Source organism: Rhodoplanes elegans (assembly GCF_016653355.1).
GTDB classification, from domain to species: Bacteria; Pseudomonadota; Alphaproteobacteria; order Rhizobiales; family Xanthobacteraceae; genus Rhodoplanes; species Rhodoplanes elegans.
Window position 1 is genome coordinate 44,063 of the sequence record NZ_NHSK01000067.1, and the last position, 19,340, is coordinate 63,402.

Genomic DNA, 19,340 nt, shown 5'->3' on the forward strand with positions numbered 1-19,340 from the left:
TACCGGTAGACGAACGCAGCCGGGGCCACCCGGTTCGCCGCATTTTTGCAGAGCAGCACAGTTTCGTAGGGTGGGCAAAGGTGCGCCACAGGCGCGCCGTGCCCACGCTGTCGACTCCACCGAAACTCCAGCGCCAATATGAGACCGCGTGGGCACGGCGCGTTCCGCGCCTTTGCCCACCCCCGAAGCAAAAGAGCCGCCCCGAGGGGCGGCTCTTTCTCGGCGTAGCTTACTCGGCGGCGGGCAGTGCCGCCGGCTGCTCCGGCGGCTTGTCCGACGACACCTTCTCGCGCTCCTCGAGGATCAGCGAGTCGCGCTTGCTGGCGATCTCGCGGAGCACATTCATCTGGGCGCCGGTGCCGGCCGGGATCAGGCGGCCGACGATGACGTTCTCCTTGAGCCCGTCCAGCGTGTCCGCCTTGCCGGCGACCGCCGCCTCGGTGAGCACGCGGGTGGTCTCCTGGAACGACGCCGCCGAGATGAACGACCGCGTCTGCAGCGAGGCCTTGGTGATGCCGAGCAGGACCGGATGCGCCTTCGCCTCCTTCTTGCCCTCCTCGTGGGCACGGGCGTTGACCTCGTCGAACTCGACCCAGTCGATCTGCTCGCCCTGGATCAGGTCGGTCTCGCCCGAATCGTCGACCTCGACCTTCTGCAGCATCTGGCGAACGATCACCTCGATGTGCTTGTCGTTGATCTGCACGCCCTGCAGCCGGTAGACCTCCTGGATCTCGTTGACCAGATAGGCCGCCAGCTCCTCGACGCCCTTGACGGCGAGGATGTCGTGCGGGGCGGGATTGCCCTCGACGATGTAGTCGCCCTTCTCGATGAGGTCGCCGTCCTGCAGATGGACGTGCTTGCCCTTCGGGATCAGGTACTCGCGCGGCTCGACGTCCTTCTCGTTCGGCTCGATGGTGAGCCGGCGCTTGTTCTTGTAGTCGCGCCCGAACCGCACCGTGCCGGAGATCTCGGCGATGACCGCGGCCTCCTTCGGACGCCGCGCCTCGAACAGCTCCGCCACCCGCGGCAGACCGCCGGTGATGTCGCGGGTCTTGGCGCTCTCGGTCGGCATGCGCGCGATGGCGTCGCCGGCCTTCACCTTGGTGCCCGGATCGACCGAGAGGATGCAATCGACGGCGAGCTGGTAGCGGGCGTCGCCGCCGCGGGCCAGCTTCATCACCTTGCCCTCGTCGTCCTTGATGACGATCGAGGGACGCAGATCCTGGCCGCGGCCGGAAGCCCGCCAGTCGATGACGACGCGCTTGGCGATGCCGGTCGACTCGTCGAGCGTCTCGGACATCGACTGGCCTTCGACCAGATCCTCGAAGCCGATGGTGCCCTCCGCCTCGGTCAGGATCGGCCGGGTGTAGGGATCCCACTCGGCGATGCGCTGACCGCGCTTGATCTTGTCGCCCTCGTCGACCTTGACGCGCGAGCCGTACTGGATGCGGTGGACGGCGCGCTCGGTGCCGTCCTGATCCACCACCACCACGGCCATGTTGCGGGCCATGGCGATCAGCTCGCCGTCGGAGTTCCGCGCCATGCTGCGGTTCTTGATCCGGATCGTGCCTTCGAAGTTCGACTCGATGAAGGACTGCTCCGAGATCTGCGCCGCGCCGCCGATGTGGAACGTGCGCATGGTGAGCTGGGTGCCCGGCTCGCCGATCGACTGCGCCGCGATGACGCCGACCGCCTCGCCCATGTTGACCGGCGTGCCGCGGGCGAGATCGCGCCCGTAGCAGGCGCCGCACACGCCCGAGGTGGTCTCGCAGGTGAGCACGGAGCGGATCTTCAGCTCCTGCACGCCCGCCGTCACGATCTTCTCGACGTCACGCTCGTCGAGGAGCGTGTTGCGCGGCACGATCAGGTCGCCCGAGGCCGGGTCGCGGACGTCCTCGGCCACGGTGCGGCCGAGGATGCGGCTGCCGAGCGACGCCACCACGGTGCCGGCGTCGATGATCGCTCGCACCTTGATGCCGCCCGTCGTGCCGCAGTCGTCGGTCGTGATGATGCAGTCCTGCGCGACGTCGACGAGACGCCGGGTCAGGTAGCCCGAGTTGGCGGTCTTGAGCGCCGTGTCGGCGAGGCCCTTGCGGGCGCCGTGGGTCGAGTTGAAGTACTCGAGAACCGACAGGCCTTCCTTGAAGTTCGAGATGATCGGGCTCTCGATGATCTCGCCCGACGGCTTGGCCATCAGGCCGCGCATGCCGGCGAGCTGGCGCATCTGGGCGGGCGAACCGCGCGCTCCGGAGTGGGCCATCATGTAGATCGAGTTGATCGGCACCTCGCGGCCCGTCGTCTCGTCCTTCCGGACCGCCGAGATCTCGCGCATCATCTCGTCGGCGATCTGCTCGGTGCACTTCGACCAGGCGTCGACGACCTTGTTGTACTTCTCGCCCTGGGTGATCAGGCCCTCGAGGAACTGCTGCTCGAAGTCCTTCGCCTCGGTGCGGGTCTTGTCGACGATCTCCCACTTCTTGCGCGGCACCACCATGTCGTCCTTGCCGAACGAGATGCCGGCCTTGAACGCGTGGTGGAAGCCGAGCGCCATGATGCGATCGCAGAAGATCACGGTCTCCTTCTGGCCGCAGTGGCGGTAGACCGTGTCGATCATGTTGGAGATCTCCTTCTTCGTCATCAGCTTGTTGACGACGTCGAAGGGAACCTTGCGGTGGCGCGGCAGCACCTGGCCGAGGATCACGCGACCCGGCGAGGTGTCGTACATGCGCACGACCTCGTCACCGTTCTCGTCGAGGCCGATCCAGCGGTACTTGATCTTGGTGTGCAGCGTGACGGCGCGCTCGCCGAGCGCGTGCTCGATCTCGGCCATGTTGGAGAAGGCCTTGCCCTGCCCCGGCTCGTTGTCGCGAACGAGAGACAGGTAGTAGAGGCCGAGAACGATGTCCTGCGACGGCACGATGATGGGCGAGCCGTTGGCGGGGTGCAGGATGTTGTTGGTCGACATCATCAGCACGCGCGCCTCGAGCTGCGACTCGAGCGACAGCGGGACGTGCACGGCCATCTGGTCGCCGTCGAAGTCGGCGTTGAAGGCCGCGCAGACCAGCGGATGCAGCTGGATCGCCTTGCCCTCGATCAGCACCGGCTCGAACGCCTGGATCCCGAGGCGGTGCAGGGTCGGGGCGCGGTTCAGCAGCACCGGATGCTCGCGGATGACCTCGTCCAGGATGTCCCAGACCTCCGGCTTCTCCTTCTCGACGAGTTTCTTGGCCTGCTTCACCGTGGTCGACAGGCCCTTGGCGTCGAGCCGCGAGTAGATGAACGGCTTGAACAGCTCGAGCGCCATCTTCTTGGGCAGGCCGCACTGGTGCAGCTTGAGCTCGGGACCGACGACGATCACCGAGCGGCCCGAATAGTCGACGCGCTTGCCGAGCAGGTTCTGACGGAACCGGCCCTGCTTGCCCTTCAGCATGTCGGCGAGCGACTTCAGCGGGCGCTTGTTGGCGCCCGTGATGACGCGGCCGCGGCGGCCGTTGTCGAACAGCGCGTCGACGGCCTCCTGCAGCATCCGCTTCTCGTTGCGGATGATGATGTCCGGCGCGCGCAGCTCGATCAGCCGCTTGAGGCGGTTGTTGCGGTTGATGACGCGGCGATAGAGGTCGTTCAGGTCCGAGGTCGCGAAGCGGCCGCCGTCGAGCGGGACGAGCGGGCGCAGATCCGGCGGGATCACCGGCACGACGGTCAGGATCATCCACTCCGGCTTGTTGCCGGACTGGGTGAAGGCCTCGATCAGCTTGAGCCGCTTGGCGAGCTTCTTCGGCTTCAGGTCGGAGGTCGACTCGGCGATCTCCTTGCGCAGATCCGTCGCGAGCTTGTCGAGGTCCATGCCCTTGAGCAGCTCGCGGATCGCCTCGGCGCCGATCATCGCCGTGAAGCTGTCCGCCCCGTACTCGTCCTGCGCCCGCAGATACTCCTCCTCGGAGAGCAGCTGGCGATTCTGCAGCGGCGTGAGGCCGGGCTCGAGCACCACGTAGTACTCGAAATACAGGATCCGCTCGAGATCCTTCAGCGTCATGTCGAGCAGCAGGCCGATGCGGCTCGGCAGCGACTTCAGGAACCAGATGTGCGCCACCGGAGCGGCGAGCTCGATGTGGCCCATCCGCTCGCGCCGCACCCGCGACAGCGTCACCTCGACGCCGCACTTCTCGCAGATGATGCCCTTGTACTTCATGCGCTTGTACTTGCCGCACAAGCACTCGTAGTCCTTGATCGGACCGAAGATGCGGGCGCAGAACAGGCCGTCGCGCTCCGGCTTGAAGGTCCGGTAGTTGATGGTCTCCGGCTTCTTGATCTCGCCGTAGGACCACGACAGAATCTTTTCCGGGCTCGCGATCGAGATACGGATCTGGTCGAACACCTGGGCCGGCACCTGCGGCCCGAAAAGATTCATGACCTCTTGATTCATAGCTGTCTCCACACTTGGTGGGGTTCGACCGACAACCGATCCGCAGATCGTTCCGCCGCCGCCGAGTCGTTCCTTTGAAAACCGCCCGTGACGAACGCACGCGGGCACCGCGCCGCGGCGGGGGCCGCGGCGGCGGGAGGGCCGGGTGTCACCCGGCCCGCTGAACCGTCACTCGGCCGCCTCCGCGGTGTCGTTCGGGCCGCGCTGGTTCTTGGAGTTGTGCAGGTCGACGTTGAGGCCGAGCGAGCGCATCTCCTTGACGAGCACGTTGAACGACTCGGGGATGCCCGCCTCGAAGGTGTCGTCGCCGCGCACGATCGACTCGTAGGCCTTGGTGCGGCCGGCGACGTCGTCCGACTTCACGGTGAGCATCTCCTGCAGCGTGTAGGCGGCCCCGTAAGCCTCCAGCGCCCAGACCTCCATTTCGCCGAAGCGCTGTCCGCCGAACTGCGCCTTGCCGCCCAGCGGCTGCTGGGTGACGAGCGAGTACGGGCCGATCGAGCGGGCGTGGATCTTGTCGTCGACCAGGTGGTGGAGCTTCAGCATGTAGATGTAGCCCACCGTCACCTTGCGATCGAACTGGTCGCCGGTACGGCCGTCGAACAGCGTCACCTGCCCGGAGCTGTCGAGCCCGGCAAGTTTCAGCATGGTCTCGATGTCGTGCTCCTTGGCACCGTCGAACACCGGGGTGGCGATCGGCACGCCCTTGCGCAGGTTGGAGCCGAGCTCGACGAGCTCGCCCTCGCCCAGCGACTGGATGGTCTTGTCGTCGCCGTAGACCTTGTCGAGCGTCTCCTTGAGCGGCTTCAGGTCGGCGCGCCCGTAATACGCGTCGATCGCCTCGCCGATGCGCTTGCCGAGGCCGGCGCAGGCCCAGCCCAGATGCGTCTCGAGGATCTGCCCGACATTCATGCGGCTCGGCACGCCGAGCGGGTTGAGCACGATGTCGACCGGCTGGCCGTCGCCCAGGAAGGGCATGTCCTCGGCCGGCACGATCTTCGACACCACGCCCTTGTTGCCGTGACGACCGGCCATCTTGTCGCCGGGCTGGATCTTGCGCTTCACCGCGACGAAGACCTTGACCATCTTCATCACGCCGGGCGGCAGCTCGTCGCCGCGCTGCAGCTTCTCGACCTTGTCGAGGAAGCGCTGCTCCAGGCCCTTCTTGCTCTCCTCGTAGGACTTCCGGATCGCCTCGATCTCGCTCATCAGCCGGTCGTCGGCGGTGGCGAACAGCCACCACTGCGAGCGCGGATACTCGTCGAGCGAGGCGCGGACGATCTTGGAGTCCTTCTTGAAGCCCTTCGGGCCGGCGATCGCGGTCTTGCCGTCGAGCAGCTCGGCGAGGCGGCCGTAGACGTTGCGGTCGAGGATCGCCTGCTCGTCGTCGCGGTCCTTGGCGAGACGCTCGATCTCCTCGCGCTCGATGGCGAGCGCGCGCTCGTCCTTCTCGACGCCGTGGCGGTTGAACACCCGCACCTCGACGACCGTGCCCTGGACGCCCGGCGGCACTCGCAGCGAGGTGTCGCGCACGTCGGAGGCCTTCTCGCCGAAGATGGCGCGCAGGAGCTTCTCCTCCGGCGTCATCGGGCTCTCGCCCTTCGGCGTGATCTTGCCGACCAGGATGTCGCCGGCATGGACCTCGGCACCGATGTAGACGATGCCGGCCTCGTCGAGATTCTTCAGCGCCTCTTCCGAGACGTTCGGGATGTCGCGCGTGATCTCTTCCGGCCCGAGCTTGGTGTCGCGGGCCATCACCTCGAACTCTTCGATGTGGATCGACGTGAACACGTCGTCCTTCACGATCCGCTCGGAGAGCAGGATCGAGTCCTCGAAGTTGTAGCCGTTCCACGGCATGAACGCGACGAGCACGTTGCGACCGAGCGCGAGCTCGCCGAGCTCGGTCGACGGACCGTCGGCGATGATGTCGCCCTTGGCCACCGAGTCGCCCACCTTCACCAGCGGACGCTGGTTGATGCAGGTGTTCTGGTTCGAGCGCTGGAACTTCTGCAGCCGGTAGATGTCGACGCCCGACTTGGTCGGATCGAGATCTTCCGTGGCGCGCACCACGATACGGGTGGCGTCCACCTGGTCGATCACGCCGGTGCGGCGCGCCGCGATGGCGGCGCCCGAGTCACGCGCGACCACGCCCTCCATGCCGGTGCCGACGAACGGCGCCTCGGCGCGCACCAGCGGCACGGCCTGACGCTGCATGTTCGAGCCCATGAGGGCGCGGTTGGCGTCGTCGTTCTCGAGGAACGGGATGAGCGCCGCGGCGACCGAGACGAGCTGCTTGGGCGACACGTCCATGTAGTCGACGCGGTCCGGCGGCATCATCAGCACGTCGCCGGCGTGACGGCAGACGATCAGATCCTCGGTGAACTTGCCCTCGGCGTCGACCGGCTGGTTGGCCTGGGCGACGTAGTAGCGCCCCTCCTCCATGGCCGACAGGTAGATCACCTCGTCGCTGACCCGCCCGTCCTTGACGCGCCGGTACGGGGCCTCGATGAAGCCGTACTTGTTCACCCGCGCATAGGTGGCGAGCGAGTTGATCAGGCCGATGTTCGGGCCTTCCGGCGTCTCGATCGGGCAGATGCGGCCGTAGTGGGTCGGGTGCACGTCGCGCACCTCGAAGCCGGCGCGCTCGCGCGTCAGACCGCCCGGGCCGAGCGCCGAGAGGCGCCGCTTGTGGGTGATCTCCGACAGCGGGTTGGTCTGGTCCATGAACTGCGAGAGCTGCGACGAGCCGAAGAACTCGCGCACCGCCGCCGCCGCCGGCTTGGCGTTGATCAGGTCCTGCGGCATCACGGTGCCGATGTCGACCGAGCTCATCCGCTCCTTGATGGCGCGCTCCATGCGCAGGAGGCCGATGCGGTACTGGTTCTCCATCAGCTCGCCGACCGAGCGGACGCGCCGGTTGCCGAGATGGTCGATGTCGTCGATCTGGCCCTTGCCGTCGCGCAGATCCACCAGCGTCCTGATCACGCCGAGGATGTCGTCCTTGCGCAGCACCCGGATGGTGTCCGGGCACTGGAGATCGAGGCGCATGTTCATCTTCACGCGGCCGACCGCCGAGAGGTCGTAGCGCTCGCTGTCGAAGAACAGCGACTGGAACATGGCGCTCGCGGTGTCGATCGTCGGCGGCTCGCCCGGCCGCATCACCCGGTAGATGTCGAACAGGGCGTCCTCGCGCCGCATGTTCTTGTCGACTGCGAGCGTGTTGCGGATGTAGGCGCCGATGTTGACGTGGTCGATGTCGAGGACCGGGACGTCCTTGTAGCCGACCTCGGAGAGCAGCTTCAGGGTCTTCTCGGTGATCTCCTCGCCGGCCTCGACGTAGATCTCGCCCGTGTTGGCGTTGACGAGATCCTCGGCGATGTACGAGCCGATCAGCTCCTCGTCGGTCATCCGCAGCGCCTTCAGCCCCTTCTCCTGGAGCAGGCGCGCCTGGCGGACCGTGATCTTCTTGCCGGCCTCGACCACCACCTTGCCGGTGTCGGCATCGACGAGGTCGTTGATCGCCTTGTAGCCCTTGAGCCGGTTGGCGTCGAAGGGCACGCGCCAGCCGTCCTTGGTCTTCTTGTAGACGATCTGATTGTAGAAGGTGTTGAGGATCTCCTCGCCGTCCATGCCGAGCGCGTACATGAGCGACGTCACCGGGATCTTCCGGCGCCGGTCGATGCGCGCATAGACGATGTCCTTGGCGTCGAACTCGATGTCGAGCCAGGAGCCGCGATACGGGATGATGCGGGCGGCGAACAGGAGCTTGCCCGACGAGTGGGTCTTGCCCTTGTCGTGGTCGAAGAACACGCCCGGCGAACGGTGCATCTGGGAGACGATGACGCGCTCGGTGCCGTTGACGATGAAGGTGCCGTTGTTGGTCATGAGCGGGATGTCGCCCATGTAGACATCCTGCTCCTTGATGTCCTTGACCGACTTGGCGCCCGTCTCCTCGTCCACGTCGAACACGATCAGCCGCAGCGTCACCTTGAGGGGCGCCGCGTAGGTCATGCCGCGCTGGCGGCACTCGTCCACGTCGTACTTGGGCGGCTCGAACTCGTAGCGCACGAACTCGAGCTGCGCCGTGTTCGAGAAATCGGAGATCGGGAAAACCGACTTGAAGACGGCCTGCAGCCCTTCGTCCGGCCGCCCGCCTTTCGGTTCCTGGATCAGCAGAAACTGGTCGTACGACGCCTTCTGAACCTCGATGAGGTTCGGCATCTCCGCCACTTCCTGAATCTTGCCGAAGAACTTGCGAACCCGCTTACGACCGGTGAACGTCTCTGCCATCGTGGCCTCTCGCTTCCTCCGCCGGCCGAAATGGCCGCGGGGGGCTTCCGGGCGCATGCGAGCGCTGCCGGAAGCGGCATGCCGGGGGGCTCTTCGCGACGTCTCCCGCGACTCGTCCGCGCGCCCGCCGTTCAGGTGGGGCGGCCCGGGCTTGCCCGGACCGCTCGATCGTCATGTCGACCCGGGAGCGCCCTGGAGCGCGGCGCGACCCGGATCACGCAAACCTCGTGCCACCCGTGCGGACGGCGTCGACTCCGCAATATAGGAACGGAATCGATTGACAAAGCTCACGATTACTTGAGTTCGACCTTGGCGCCCACCTTCTCGAGGGTCGCCTTGATCTTCTCGGCCTCGTCCTTGTTGACGCCTTCCTTGACCGCCTTCGGGGCGCCCTCGACCAGGTCCTTGGCCTCCTTCAGGCCGAGACCGGTGAGCGCGCGCACCTCCTTGATGACCTCGATCTTCTTGTCACCGGCGGCGGCCAGGATGACGTTGAACTCGGTCTTCTCCTCGACCGGAGCGGCGGCAGCGGCAGCCGGGCCGGCCGCGACGGCGACGGCGGCAGCCGCCGACACGCCCCACTTCTCCTCGAGCAGCTTGGCCAGCTCGGCCGCCTCGAGCACGGTGAGGCTCGACAGGTCGTCAACGATCTTCTGCAGATCAGCCATTGCAGTCAGTCCTTGTTGGTTTCGACTAGTTCGGGTTGGCGAGCGTCACGCCTCGCCCTTGCTGGCATAAGCCTGAACCACCCGCGCGAGCTTGCCGGCCGGCGCGTTGACGAGCTGGGCCACCTTGGTCGCCGGGGCCTGCACGAGGCCGACGATCTTCGCGCGGAGTTCGTCGAGGGACGGCAGCGTGGCGAGAGCCTTGACGCCGTCGGGGTTCAGGGCGGTCTTCCCCATCGCTCCGCCGAGGATGACGAACTTGTCGTTCGCCTTGGCGAAGTCGGAGACGACCTTCGGCGCTGCGATCGGATCACCCGAGTAGGTGAGCACGGTCGGCCCCTTCAGAAGGGGCGCGACGATCGCCGCGTCGGTGCCATCAAGAGCGATCTTGGCGAGACGGTTCTTGGCGACCTTCACGGACGCGCCAGCCTGCTTGGCCTGCTTGCGCAGGGTCTGCATCTGGGCGACGGTCAGGCCGGCATAGTGAGCCACGACCACGACGTTGGAGGCCTTGAAGACCTCGTTCAGCGTCGTGACGAGCTCTTTCTTTGCCGCTCGATCCACGTCTTGCTCTCTCTGGTTGATGGCCGCGAGGGCCACCGGTTGCATCGACCGCCCCTGCCCCGCCTCTCGCGAAGCGGCACCGGGACGGCGCTTCTTGCCCTGTCCCCCTCGGGCGCGAGCGCGCCGTCGGGTCAACCCGAGTCGGAACCGTACGGGGTCTCCCCCGAAACCGATCTTCCCCGTCTGTGCAGGCCCTTACAGAGCGGAATTAAGCGTCTGCCGTTGCCGTGGGGCGCGGGCGGAAGCACCTGCAGTCTCGGACAGGACCAACCGTTCGAACGGAACGGCCGCGTGCCGCGGAGAGTTGGCAGATCCGTCCCCTGGTCCCTTCAGATCGATCCCGTCGGATGCCCAAAAGGAACAGAGTCCTGTACCGCCAGATTTTCCGAGAACACGCAAGGGCGCGCCGACAAAGGGCCGGCACGCCCGTGGGGGCTATTTAACGAGTCGAAAGCGGTTTGCCAAGCCCCTCCTCCCCGGTTCCCGAGAGAACCGGACGGAGGCGCAAAACATCGAACCCGGACGGCAACCAGACGAGCCGGCGGGGGTCTATCGAGACGAGCACGTCGGACCGCGCGTGTCGCGTGCCGTGCGCCTTGCACCCGTCCGGCCCCTTCTACGCGCCCATTATGTATAGAGTGTGAGCGGGATTTTCGCCCGGGAGCGCAGGGGCGCATGAGCGGCGCATGGCGCAGGGGCGTGTCGCGACCTCACGAAAAGGACCGGCCCCCGCCGGAGCAGGCGGCGGGGGCCAGTCTCTCGACCCGCGCGTGGCCACGGGAACGCCGGAGGCGTATGAGTACGGTCTAGCACGCCACCCCTTGTCCCGGTCTTTCCGAAGTCCGTCGAATTGTTTCAGTTGCGCATCCGGAGGAATGCCCGCACCGCGCTAATCCGGAAATGCGGCCTTCGACGTCGCGATCGTGTCCCGCAGCTCCGGGTGTCCGGCTCTCGGGGCGGCCGGCCGGGGTGGACCGATGGTCTCGCCCGGCAGGGTGATCCGAGCGACGAGCCCGTGCGGGCACGCATCAAGGAGCGCGAGCGTGCCGCCATGCGCCACCGCCACCACCTGGGCGATCGAGAGGCCGAGCCCGAACCCGGTGGTGCCGTCCATGCTGCGGGCACTCTCGCCGCGGGCGAACGGACGCAGCATCGCGGCCTTCTGGGCGGCCGGAATGCCGGGGCCGTCGTCCTCCACGTCGATCTCGACCCGGTCCCTCGCGAGGTTCAACCGCACCGTCGCCCGTCCGGCGTAACGGACTGCGTTGTCGACGAGATTCGTCACCGCGCGCTGCAGGTCGTCGGGGTGTCCCATGATCGCGGCGTGGTCCGGCCCCGAATAGGTGACGGCGTGGCCGAGATCGGCGAACTGGTCGCACACCGTGGTCAGGCTGGCGGTCAGGTCGACCATGACGGGGGCCCGCGCCGACTGGCCGCTGCGCATGAAGACGAGGAGCGACTCGACCATCCCCCGCATCTGGTCGAGGTCGGCCAGCGCCTGCGTCCGCAGGCTGTCGTCCTCGATGAACTCGCTGCGCAGCCGCAACCGGGTGATCGGGGTGCGCAGGTCGTGCCCGACCGCCGCCAGCATCCGGGAGCGTTCCTCCACCATCGCTTTAACACGCGCTCGCATCTCGTTGAGCGTACGAGCCGCGATCCGAATCTCCTGCGGCCCCCGCTCGGGCAGCGGGACGATCTCGCCGTCGGGCCTGAAGGCCTCGGCCGCCGTGGCGAAGGCGCGCAGCGGGCGCGTGAGGGCGAGCGCCGCCCAGCCGCTCAGCACGGTGACCAGGCTCGCCAGGATGAGGATCGAGACCTGCAGGGGGCCGAAGGGCGGCCGCCGCCGCGGGGCCACGGTCGCCGACAGGGCCGTTCCGTCCCGCAGCCGGACCGTGACGCGCCGGGGCGCGCCGGGCTCCGCCGGCGCCAGGGCCACGACCGTGACGCCGGCCGGCAAGGCGCGCAGCTCGCGATCGAGCCCCCAGGGCGACGCCTCGGGCGGCGGCCCGCCGGCTGGGGGTGCGGCACCGGGCCGTTGCGCGGGACCGGGTGGCGGCGGGAGGTCGGGCGGCGGCGGCGCCCCGGTGCGCACGAGGTCGAACTTCGGGAACGCGGTCGCGGCCCGCGCGATCAGGGCGTCGCGGCCGGCCGGATCGGCGTCGGCGAGCCGCACGATCGCGACGAACTGCGCCGCCGTGTCTTCGCGGACCCGCCCGTCGTCGCGGTCGCCGAGAAAGAACAGCAGCGTCAGCAGCCCGTGGATCCCGACGAGCGAGACCAGGACCAGCCCGGCGATCTGGGTGCCGATGGAGAGGGGGAACAGCCGGGCGAGCGCGCGCCTCATGACGCGACGGCGACCTCCGGCGTGAACACGTAGCCGCCGGACCGCACCGTCCGGATGATCTCGGGGTGGTGCGGGTCGGGCTCGATCTTGCGCCGCAGCCGGCTGATCAGCACGTCGATCGAGCGCTCGAAGGCGCCGGCCGCCCGCCCCTGCGTCAGGTCGAGGAGCTGGTCGCGCGACAGCACCCGCCCCGGGTGCTCGCACAGCGCCTGCAGGAGGTCGAACTCGCCGCCCGTGATCGCGACCGCCCCGCCCTCCGGATTGGTCAGCTTGGCGAGCCCGCAATCGAGCCGCCAGCCGAGGAAGCTCAGCACGCGCGGGCGCCGGCCGGCGGGACCGCGCAGCAGCGAGTCGCTTCGCCGCAGAACGGCGCGCACCCGGGCGAGCAGCTCGCGCGGGTTGAACGGCTTGACGAGGTAGTCGTCGGCGCCCATCTCGAGCCCGACGATGCGGTCGACCTCCTCGCCGCGGGCCGACAGGATGATCACCGGCACGCTGGAGGCGTTGCGCAGCCGGCGGCACAGGCTCAGCCCGTCCTCGCCGGGCAGCATCAAGTCGAGCACGACGAGATCGATCCGGCTCGTCCCCATCACCCGGTCCATCTCGCGGCCGTCGCCGGCGAGCGACACGCGGCATTCGTTGGCGCGCAGATAGCGGGCGACGAGGCGGCTGATCTCCTGATCGTCCTCGACCACCAGAATATGCGGAGAGTCGGTCATTCGGGCCCCCGTTGGTCGTCTCGCATACGCATGTTTCGGCGGGTCCAGGCGCCGATTTTTGTTTCTGTCTGTTTCCGTGACGTCTCCCGAAACGCCTCGAAACAACTTCGCGGGCCGGGGCAACATTCCATTGAACATGCGGGACCATCGTCGCCGCGCGTTCCGATACACCGGCACGCCCGGGTTTTCCACCGGTGCGTCCTTGCGCCCCCCGTCGCGGCGCCCGTCTGGCGGCGCGCTTCCGCGGACGCGCCCCTGATCCGCGACGTCGCGAGCCGATCGCGGCGATCACGCGCCGCGGCGCGCTGTTCCTGCCGGAGGCGGTCTGTTAAACCGGCGCCGTCCGTCGCGCCGAGTCGAACCATGATCGCAGTCACGGCCCGTCCCGCGTCCCGGCCCCGACCGGCCGGTTCATCGTCGACGCGCCGCGCCGGACCGGAGCGCGCGGCATGAGCCGGACGGCCCTGATCGTCGGCATCTCGGGCCAGGACGGCAGCCTGCTCGCCGCGCGGCTGCTGGCCGAGGGCACGGTCGTGCACGGCACGTCGCGCGACGCCGCCGCCAATCCATTCGCCAATCTGGTCCGGCTCGGCATCCGGGATCGTGTCACGGTCCACGGCTGCGCCCCCGAGCGGGTGGCCGAGGTCCGCCGCCTGATCGAGACGGTGCGGCCGGACGAGATCTACAATCTCTCGGCCCAGAGCTCGGTCGGGGCCTCTTTCGCGGCGCCGCGCGAGACCACCGACAGCATCCTCGGCGCCACCCTCGGCCTCCTCGACGCGATCCGCGACGTCGCGGCGCCGATCCGCTTCTGCAATCCCGGCTCGGGCGAGTGCTTCGGCGACACCGGGCCGGAGGGGGCCGACGAGACGACGCCGTTCCAGCCGCGCAGTCCCTATGCGGAGGCCAAGGCGGCGGCCCAGCAGGCGGTCGCGACCTATCGCGAGCACTTCGGCCTGTTCGCCGTCACGGCGATCCTGTTCAACCACGAGTCGCCGCTGCGGCCGGAGCGCTTCGTCACCCAGAAGATCGTCCGTGGGGCCGCCCGCATCGCGGCCCGCCTCGCCGCCGGCGATATCGCCGAGCCGCTGCCGCTCGGCAATCTCGACGTGACCCGCGACTGGGGCTGGGCCGCCGAGTACGTCGATGCCATGTGCCTGATGGTGCGGGCCGCGGCGCCCGAGGACCTCGTCGTCGCCACCGGCCGCGCCGCGACCCTGCGGGACTTCGCGGCGGCCGCCTTCGCGGCCTTCGGGCTCGACTGGGAAGCGCACGTCGTCTCGGTCGCCGAGCTCAAGCGGCCCTCCGACATCGCCGTCTCGCTGGGCCGGCCCGAACGGGTGCGTGACAAGCTCGGCTGGGTCGCCACGACCCGCATGCCCGAGCTGGTCGGGCGGCTCGCCGAGGCCGTCGACAGCCGCGGGCCCGCGGACCGGTGATCGGCCCGCGGCGGCCTGGCCTTTTTGCCCGGCCGCATTGGACGCGGTATCGATGGCGTCCCGGCGCCGGCCGCTCCGGCCCGCCGCCGTCCCGCCTCCGGAGTGTCCCGCCATGCCCATGAGGGCCGCCGAGTTGATCGCCCCTTTCCGCATCACCAAAGGCCGCAAGTTCGCGCTGTCCGACATCGCGCCCGACGACACGCTCGGCCTCGACATCGAGAAGGAGGAGGCCAAGCTGCACATCGCGGCCGGCGTCGAGAAGCTCTCGGAGATGCAGGAGAAGCTCTACGCCCAGGACCGCTGGTCGGTGCTGCTCATCTTCCAGGCCATGGACGCGGCCGGCAAGGACGGCGCCATCAAGCACGTGATGTCGGGCGTCAATCCGCAGGGCTGCCAGGTCACCTCGTTCAAGCAGCCCTCGGCGCTCGAGCTCGACCACGACTACATGTGGCGCTGCCTGACCCATCTGCCGGAGCGCGGCCGCATCGGCATCTTCAACCGCTCCTATTACGAGGAGGTGCTGGTCGCCCGCGTGCACGAGGCGGTGCTGGCGCGCCAGAAGCTCCCCCCGCAGCTCGTCGGCAAGCACATCTTCGCGGAGCGCCACGAGGACATCGCGAATTTCGAGCGCTATCTCGCCCGCAACGGCACGCTGATCCTGAAGTTCTTCCTGCACGTCTCCAAGAAGGAGCAGAAGCGGCGCTTCATCGAGCGGCTCGACGAGGCCGAGAAGAACTGGAAGTTCTCCGGCGCCGACATCGCCGAGCGCCAGCACTGGAAAGCGTACATGCGGGCCTACGAGGACATGATCCGGGCGACCGCCGCCCCGCACGCCCCGTGGTTCGTCGTCCCCTCCGACAACAAGTGGTTCGCCCGGCTGGTCATCGTCGCCGCGATCGTCGAGGCGATGGGGACGCTCGATCTCGCCTTCCCGACCTTGTCGAAGTCCGAGCGCGCCGGCCTCCTGAAGGCGCGCGCCGCCCTCATGCGCGAGAACCACGACCGCTGAATCGAACCCGGATACGGAGGGTGCGCACTAATTCTTGTCGGCACTTGAAGTATCCGACCGAGAGGCCGACACTCCGGGCGGCGCAGCCGCCGCCCGTGATCACGTCACGAGATGCGTTCGGGGGGCCCGCATGCATCGACATCGGTTTGCTCTTTCGGTTCTCGTCGCCGGCATCCTGCTCGCCGTGCTGACCGGCTCCGGTCCTGCCCGAGCGCAGAGCAAGAGCGACGTCGCCGGATGCCAGTCGAGCAATCTCGACACCCGCCTCGCCGCCTGCGGTCGCATCATCGCCCAGGGCAGCAAGGTCTCGACCAAGAACCGGTCCGCAGCTCATAACAACCGCGGGCAGGTCTATAACGAGCGCGGGCAGTACGATCAGGCGATCCGCGAGCTGGACGAGTCGCTGCGGCTCGACCCGACCAACGGCGCCGCCTTCAACAACCGCGGCGTCGCCTTCTCGGGCAAGGGCGACAACCAGCGCGCCGTGCGCGACTTCGACGACGCCCTGCGGCTCGGGGCGAAGAGCGCCACGGTCTGGGGCAACCGCGCCTCCATCCATCGCAACCTCGGCAATCACGACTCGGCGCTGCGCGACTACGACGAGGCGATCCGGCTCGACCCCAAATCCGCACCGCTGCGCAACGCCCGCGGCAATGTCTGGTTCGACAAGAAGGAGTACGACCGCGCGATCGCCGACTACGAGGAGGGCCTGCGGCTCTCTCCCAAGGACGCCGTGATCGTACACAATCGCGGCAACGCCTACCGTCACAAGGGCGAGCACGACCGCGCCATCGTCGACTTCGACACCGCGATCCGCCTGTCGCCGACCATCGTGGCGGCCTGGGTCAATCGCGGCCACAGCCACCATGCGCGGCGCGAATACGCGGACGCGATCCGCGACTTCGACGAGGCGATCCGACTGGAGCCGCGGTCGGGGCCCTACTGGGCCTATCGCGGACGGGCCTATCGTCTCGCCGGCGACACCGACCGGGCACTGCGCGATCTCGACGAGGCGATCCGCCTCAATCCGCGCGACGACGGCGCCTGGCACTTCCGCGCCGAGACACACATCACGCGCGGCGATCTCGACCGGGCGCTGTTCGATCTCGACAAGGAGCTCGAGATCACCCCGAAGGACGCGATCGCCTACAATCTCCGCGGCTTCGTCTACCGGCAGCGCGGCGACCTCGATCGGGCGCTGCGCGATCTCGACGAGGCGATCCGTCTCGAGCCACGCAGCGCCGTGGCGATCGGCAATCGCGGCGAGACATACCGGCTGAAGGGCGACCTCGGCCGCGCACTCGCCGATCTCGACGAGGCGCTGCGGCTGTCGCCGGAGATGACGCCGGCGCTGACCAGCCGCGGCCTCGCCTACGAGGCGCGCGGCGACCTCGCGCGCGCCAAGGATAGCTTCCGGGCCGCGCTCGCCGCTCCGGCCCGGACCTATGTCAGCGGCAAGTGGGCCGTCGACACGGCGCGCGCCCGCCTTGCTGCGATCGACAGTGGCACACCGGCCACGCCGCCGACGACCACGGCCGCGGTCGCGCCGAGCCCGCCGGCGGCGTCCCCGACCGTGCCGTCCCCGCCTGTTTCGTCACCGTCGACCACCATCCCGGTCGGGCGCGAAAACCGGGTCGCACTGGTGATCGGCAACGGCGACTACCGCTACGCCACGGCCCTGCCCAATCCGGGCAACGACGCCCGCGACGTCGCCCGCTCGCTGCGCGGCCTCGGCTTCGACGTCGTCGAAGGCATCGACCTCGAGAAACACGGCATGGAGCGCAAGATCCGCGAGTTCGGCCAGAAGCTCGACCGCGCCGATCTCGCGCTGTTCTTCTACGCCGGACACGGCCTGCAGGTCGCCGACAAGAACTATCTGGTGCCGATCGACGCCAGGCTGGAGCGACCCGGCGACCTCGCGCTCGACACCGTCACGGTCGACGACGTGCTGGCCCAGATGGAGAGCGAGCGCCGCGTCAACCTCGTCTTCCTCGACGCCTGCCGCGACAACCCGCTGGCCCGCACGCTCGCCCGCTCGCTCGGCACCCGGTCCGCCTCGGTCGGCTCCGGCCTCGCGCCGATCCAGAGCGCGGTCGGCACCATGATCGTCTACGCCACCCAGCCCAAGAACGTCGCCCTCGACGGCGACGGCCGCAACAGCCCGTTCACGACGGCGCTGCTCAGGCATCTGCCGACGCCGGGGCTGGAGATCGGCGCCGTGATGAAGCGGGTGCGGGCCGACGTCTACGAGGCGACCCGCCAGCGCCAGCTCCCGTGGGACCACTCCTCGCTGATCGGCGACGTCGTCCTGGCACGCTGAGTCTCGGCGCGATGAGAGCCGGGCCGGCGCGATCGATCGAACCGATCGGCCCGCCCCCCCTACAAACCTCCGCCGGGGCTTGAATCCGGCGGGCGGCTCGCGGAATCTATGACGGTGGTCGACCTCGAGACCCGCAGTGACAGCACGTTTTCCCGGGAGGGCCCGATGCGCCGGCGTCTCGCGACATTCGCCGTTCTGGCCGCCACCGCGGTGGCGCTCGCCGCACCGTCGCCGGCGCGGGCGCAGAGCCAGAAGGACTGGGCCGCCTGCCGCACCGGCGACCTCGACAAGCGGGTCGTCGCCTGCAGCAAGATCATCGAGAAGGCCGGCAAGCTCAACGCCCGCGAGCGGTCCGAGGTCTACACCAACCGCGCTTATGTCTACAACGAGAAGGGCCAGCACACGTTGGCCATCAAGGATCTCGACGAGGCCCTACGCGCCGATCCGACCAACCCGACCGCCTTCAACAACCGCGGCTACGCCTTCAACGCCAGCGGCAATCCCGACCGCGCCATCCGCGACTACGACGAGGCGCTGCGGCTCGATCCGAAGAAGGTCGTCGCGCTCGGCAACCGCGCCGTCGCCTGGCGCAAGAAGGGCGAATCCGAGAAGGCGATCGCCGACTACGACGCGGCGATCCGCCTGAAGCCGAGCGCCGACGACTACTTCAACGCCCGCGGCAACGTCCATTTCGACCGTCGCGACTGGGACAAGGCGATCGCCGACTACGACGAGGCGATCCGGCTGGCGCCGAAGAGCGCCGTCTACCGCAGCAATCGCGGCAACGCCTACCGCAACAAGAACGACTACGACCGGGCGCTGCGCGACTTCGACGAGGCCCTGCGCCTGCAGCCGAACTACGTCACCGCGATCATCAATCGCGGTCACACCTGGTACAACAAGTCCGACTGGGCGCGCGCCGTCGCCGAGTACGACGAGGCGATCCGGCTCGAGCCGCGCAGCGCTAGCTACTTCAATTTCCGCGGTAACGCCTACCGCAACATGAAGGACTTCGACCGCGCGATCCGCGACTACGACGAGGCGATCCGGATCGACCCGCGCCACGCTGCCGCCCTCCAGTCCCGCGGCCGCACCTCTGTCGGCCGGGGCGACTGGAGCCGCGCCATCGCCGATTTCGACGAGGCGATCCGGGTCAGCCCGAACGACGCCGGCCTCTACTCGATCCGCGGCTACGCGCTGCGCCAGCGCGGCGATCTCGACCGCGCCATCGCCGACTTCGACGAGGCGATCAAGCGCAACGGCCGCGACGCCGTCTCGTTCGCCAATCGCGGCGAGGCGTGGCGCCTGAAGGGCGATCTCGACCGCGCCCTGGTCGATCTCGGCCAGGGGCTGACGCTCGACGCCGGGCTGACGCCGGCGCTGGCGAGCCGCGGCCTCGCCCTGGAGGCGCGCGGCGACCTTTCGCGCGCCCGCGACGACTACAAGGCCGTGCTGGCGGCGCCGCCGCGCACCTATCTGAGCGGCGACTGGGCCGTGCAGACGGCCCGCACCCGCCTCGCCGCCATCGAGGCCGCGCTGGGCTCGGGCACCCCGGCGGCCGGTACGC

General features: G+C 68.6%; 10 protein-coding genes. 4 read left to right on the forward strand and 6 right to left on the reverse strand.

Translation table 11 applies throughout. The annotated features are described in order from the left end of the window. Nucleotides 1-229 precede the first annotated feature (229 nt). The 6 genes from rpoC to CCR97_RS06900 form a co-directional block, all read right to left on the reverse strand. Nucleotides 230-4,423, reverse strand: coding sequence for a DNA-directed RNA polymerase subunit beta' (gene rpoC, locus CCR97_RS06875; RefSeq protein ID WP_201159401.1), 4,194 nt, complete (start codon nucleotides 4,421-4,423; stop codon nucleotides 230-232). A gap of 168 nt (nucleotides 4,424-4,591) precedes the next feature. After that, on the reverse strand, nucleotides 4,592-8,713 hold the full coding sequence (gene rpoB / locus CCR97_RS06880) for a DNA-directed RNA polymerase subunit beta (RefSeq protein ID WP_111357859.1): 4,122 nt from the start codon (nucleotides 8,711-8,713) through the stop codon (nucleotides 4,592-4,594). A 293-nt stretch (nucleotides 8,714-9,006) separates the two neighbouring features. Beyond that, nucleotides 9,007-9,381 carry a 50S ribosomal protein L7/L12 gene (gene rplL, locus CCR97_RS06885; RefSeq protein ID WP_111357860.1) on the reverse strand — a complete coding sequence of 125 codons (375 nt, stop codon included), beginning with the start codon at nucleotides 9,379-9,381 and terminating at the stop codon, nucleotides 9,007-9,009. A gap of 45 nt (nucleotides 9,382-9,426) precedes the next feature. Beyond that, complete coding sequence (gene rplJ / locus CCR97_RS06890) at nucleotides 9,427-9,942, reverse strand: 50S ribosomal protein L10 (RefSeq protein ID WP_111357862.1); 516 nt, start codon at nucleotides 9,940-9,942, stop codon at nucleotides 9,427-9,429. Between the two features lie 889 nt (nucleotides 9,943-10,831). Continuing rightward, entirely contained in the window at nucleotides 10,832-12,286 is a 1,455-nt protein-coding gene (locus CCR97_RS06895) for an ATP-binding protein (RefSeq protein WP_201159402.1), read from the reverse strand. Next, complete coding sequence (locus CCR97_RS06900; RefSeq protein ID WP_111358892.1) at nucleotides 12,283-13,005, reverse strand: response regulator; 723 nt, start codon at nucleotides 13,003-13,005, stop codon at nucleotides 12,283-12,285. The genes CCR97_RS06895 and CCR97_RS06900 overlap by 4 nt, the downstream gene beginning before the upstream one ends. 449 nt (nucleotides 13,006-13,454) lie before the next feature. Between CCR97_RS06900 and CCR97_RS06905 the strand changes: the two genes are divergently transcribed. From CCR97_RS06905 to CCR97_RS06920, 4 genes are all read left to right on the forward strand, one after another. Continuing rightward, nucleotides 13,455-14,444: a GDP-mannose 4,6-dehydratase gene (locus tag CCR97_RS06905; RefSeq protein WP_111358891.1), complete on the forward strand. Its 990-nt coding sequence runs from the start codon at nucleotides 13,455-13,457 to the stop codon at nucleotides 14,442-14,444. A gap of 112 nt (nucleotides 14,445-14,556) precedes the next feature. After that, the gene (locus tag CCR97_RS06910) at nucleotides 14,557-15,453 is read left to right on the forward strand and encodes a polyphosphate kinase 2 family protein (protein ID WP_111358890.1); all 897 of its coding nucleotides are present in this window, start codon (nucleotides 14,557-14,559) and stop codon (nucleotides 15,451-15,453) included. Nucleotides 15,454-15,583: 130 nt separating this feature from the next. Further along, nucleotides 15,584-17,773: a tetratricopeptide repeat protein gene (locus tag CCR97_RS06915; RefSeq protein ID WP_111358889.1), complete on the forward strand. Its 2,190-nt coding sequence runs from the start codon at nucleotides 15,584-15,586 to the stop codon at nucleotides 17,771-17,773. 165 nt (nucleotides 17,774-17,938) lie between these two features. Continuing rightward, nucleotides 17,939-19,340 (forward strand): tetratricopeptide repeat protein (locus CCR97_RS06920; protein WP_201159403.1); only part of this gene is annotated, 1,402 nt, incomplete at its 3' end.

Coding starts and splice junctions, on each gene's coding strand:
- rpoC (WP_201159401.1), bottom strand. CDS start 4,423: ATGAATCAAGAGGTCATGAATCTTTTCGGGCCGCAGGTGCCGGCCCAG.
- rpoB (WP_111357859.1), bottom strand. CDS start 8,713: ATGGCAGAGACGTTCACCGGTCGTAAGCGGGTTCGCAAGTTCTTCGGC.
- rplL (WP_111357860.1), bottom strand. CDS start 9,381: ATGGCTGATCTGCAGAAGATCGTTGACGACCTGTCGAGCCTCACCGTG.
- CCR97_RS06895 (WP_201159402.1), bottom strand. CDS start 12,286: ATGAGGCGCGCGCTCGCCCGGCTGTTCCCCCTCTCCATCGGCACCCAG.
- CCR97_RS06900 (WP_111358892.1), bottom strand. CDS start 13,005: ATGACCGACTCTCCGCATATTCTGGTGGTCGAGGACGATCAGGAGATC.
- CCR97_RS06905 (WP_111358891.1), top strand. CDS start 13,455: ATGAGCCGGACGGCCCTGATCGTCGGCATCTCGGGCCAGGACGGCAGC.
- CCR97_RS06910 (WP_111358890.1), top strand. CDS start 14,557: ATGCCCATGAGGGCCGCCGAGTTGATCGCCCCTTTCCGCATCACCAAA.
- CCR97_RS06915 (WP_111358889.1), top strand. CDS start 15,584: ATGCATCGACATCGGTTTGCTCTTTCGGTTCTCGTCGCCGGCATCCTG.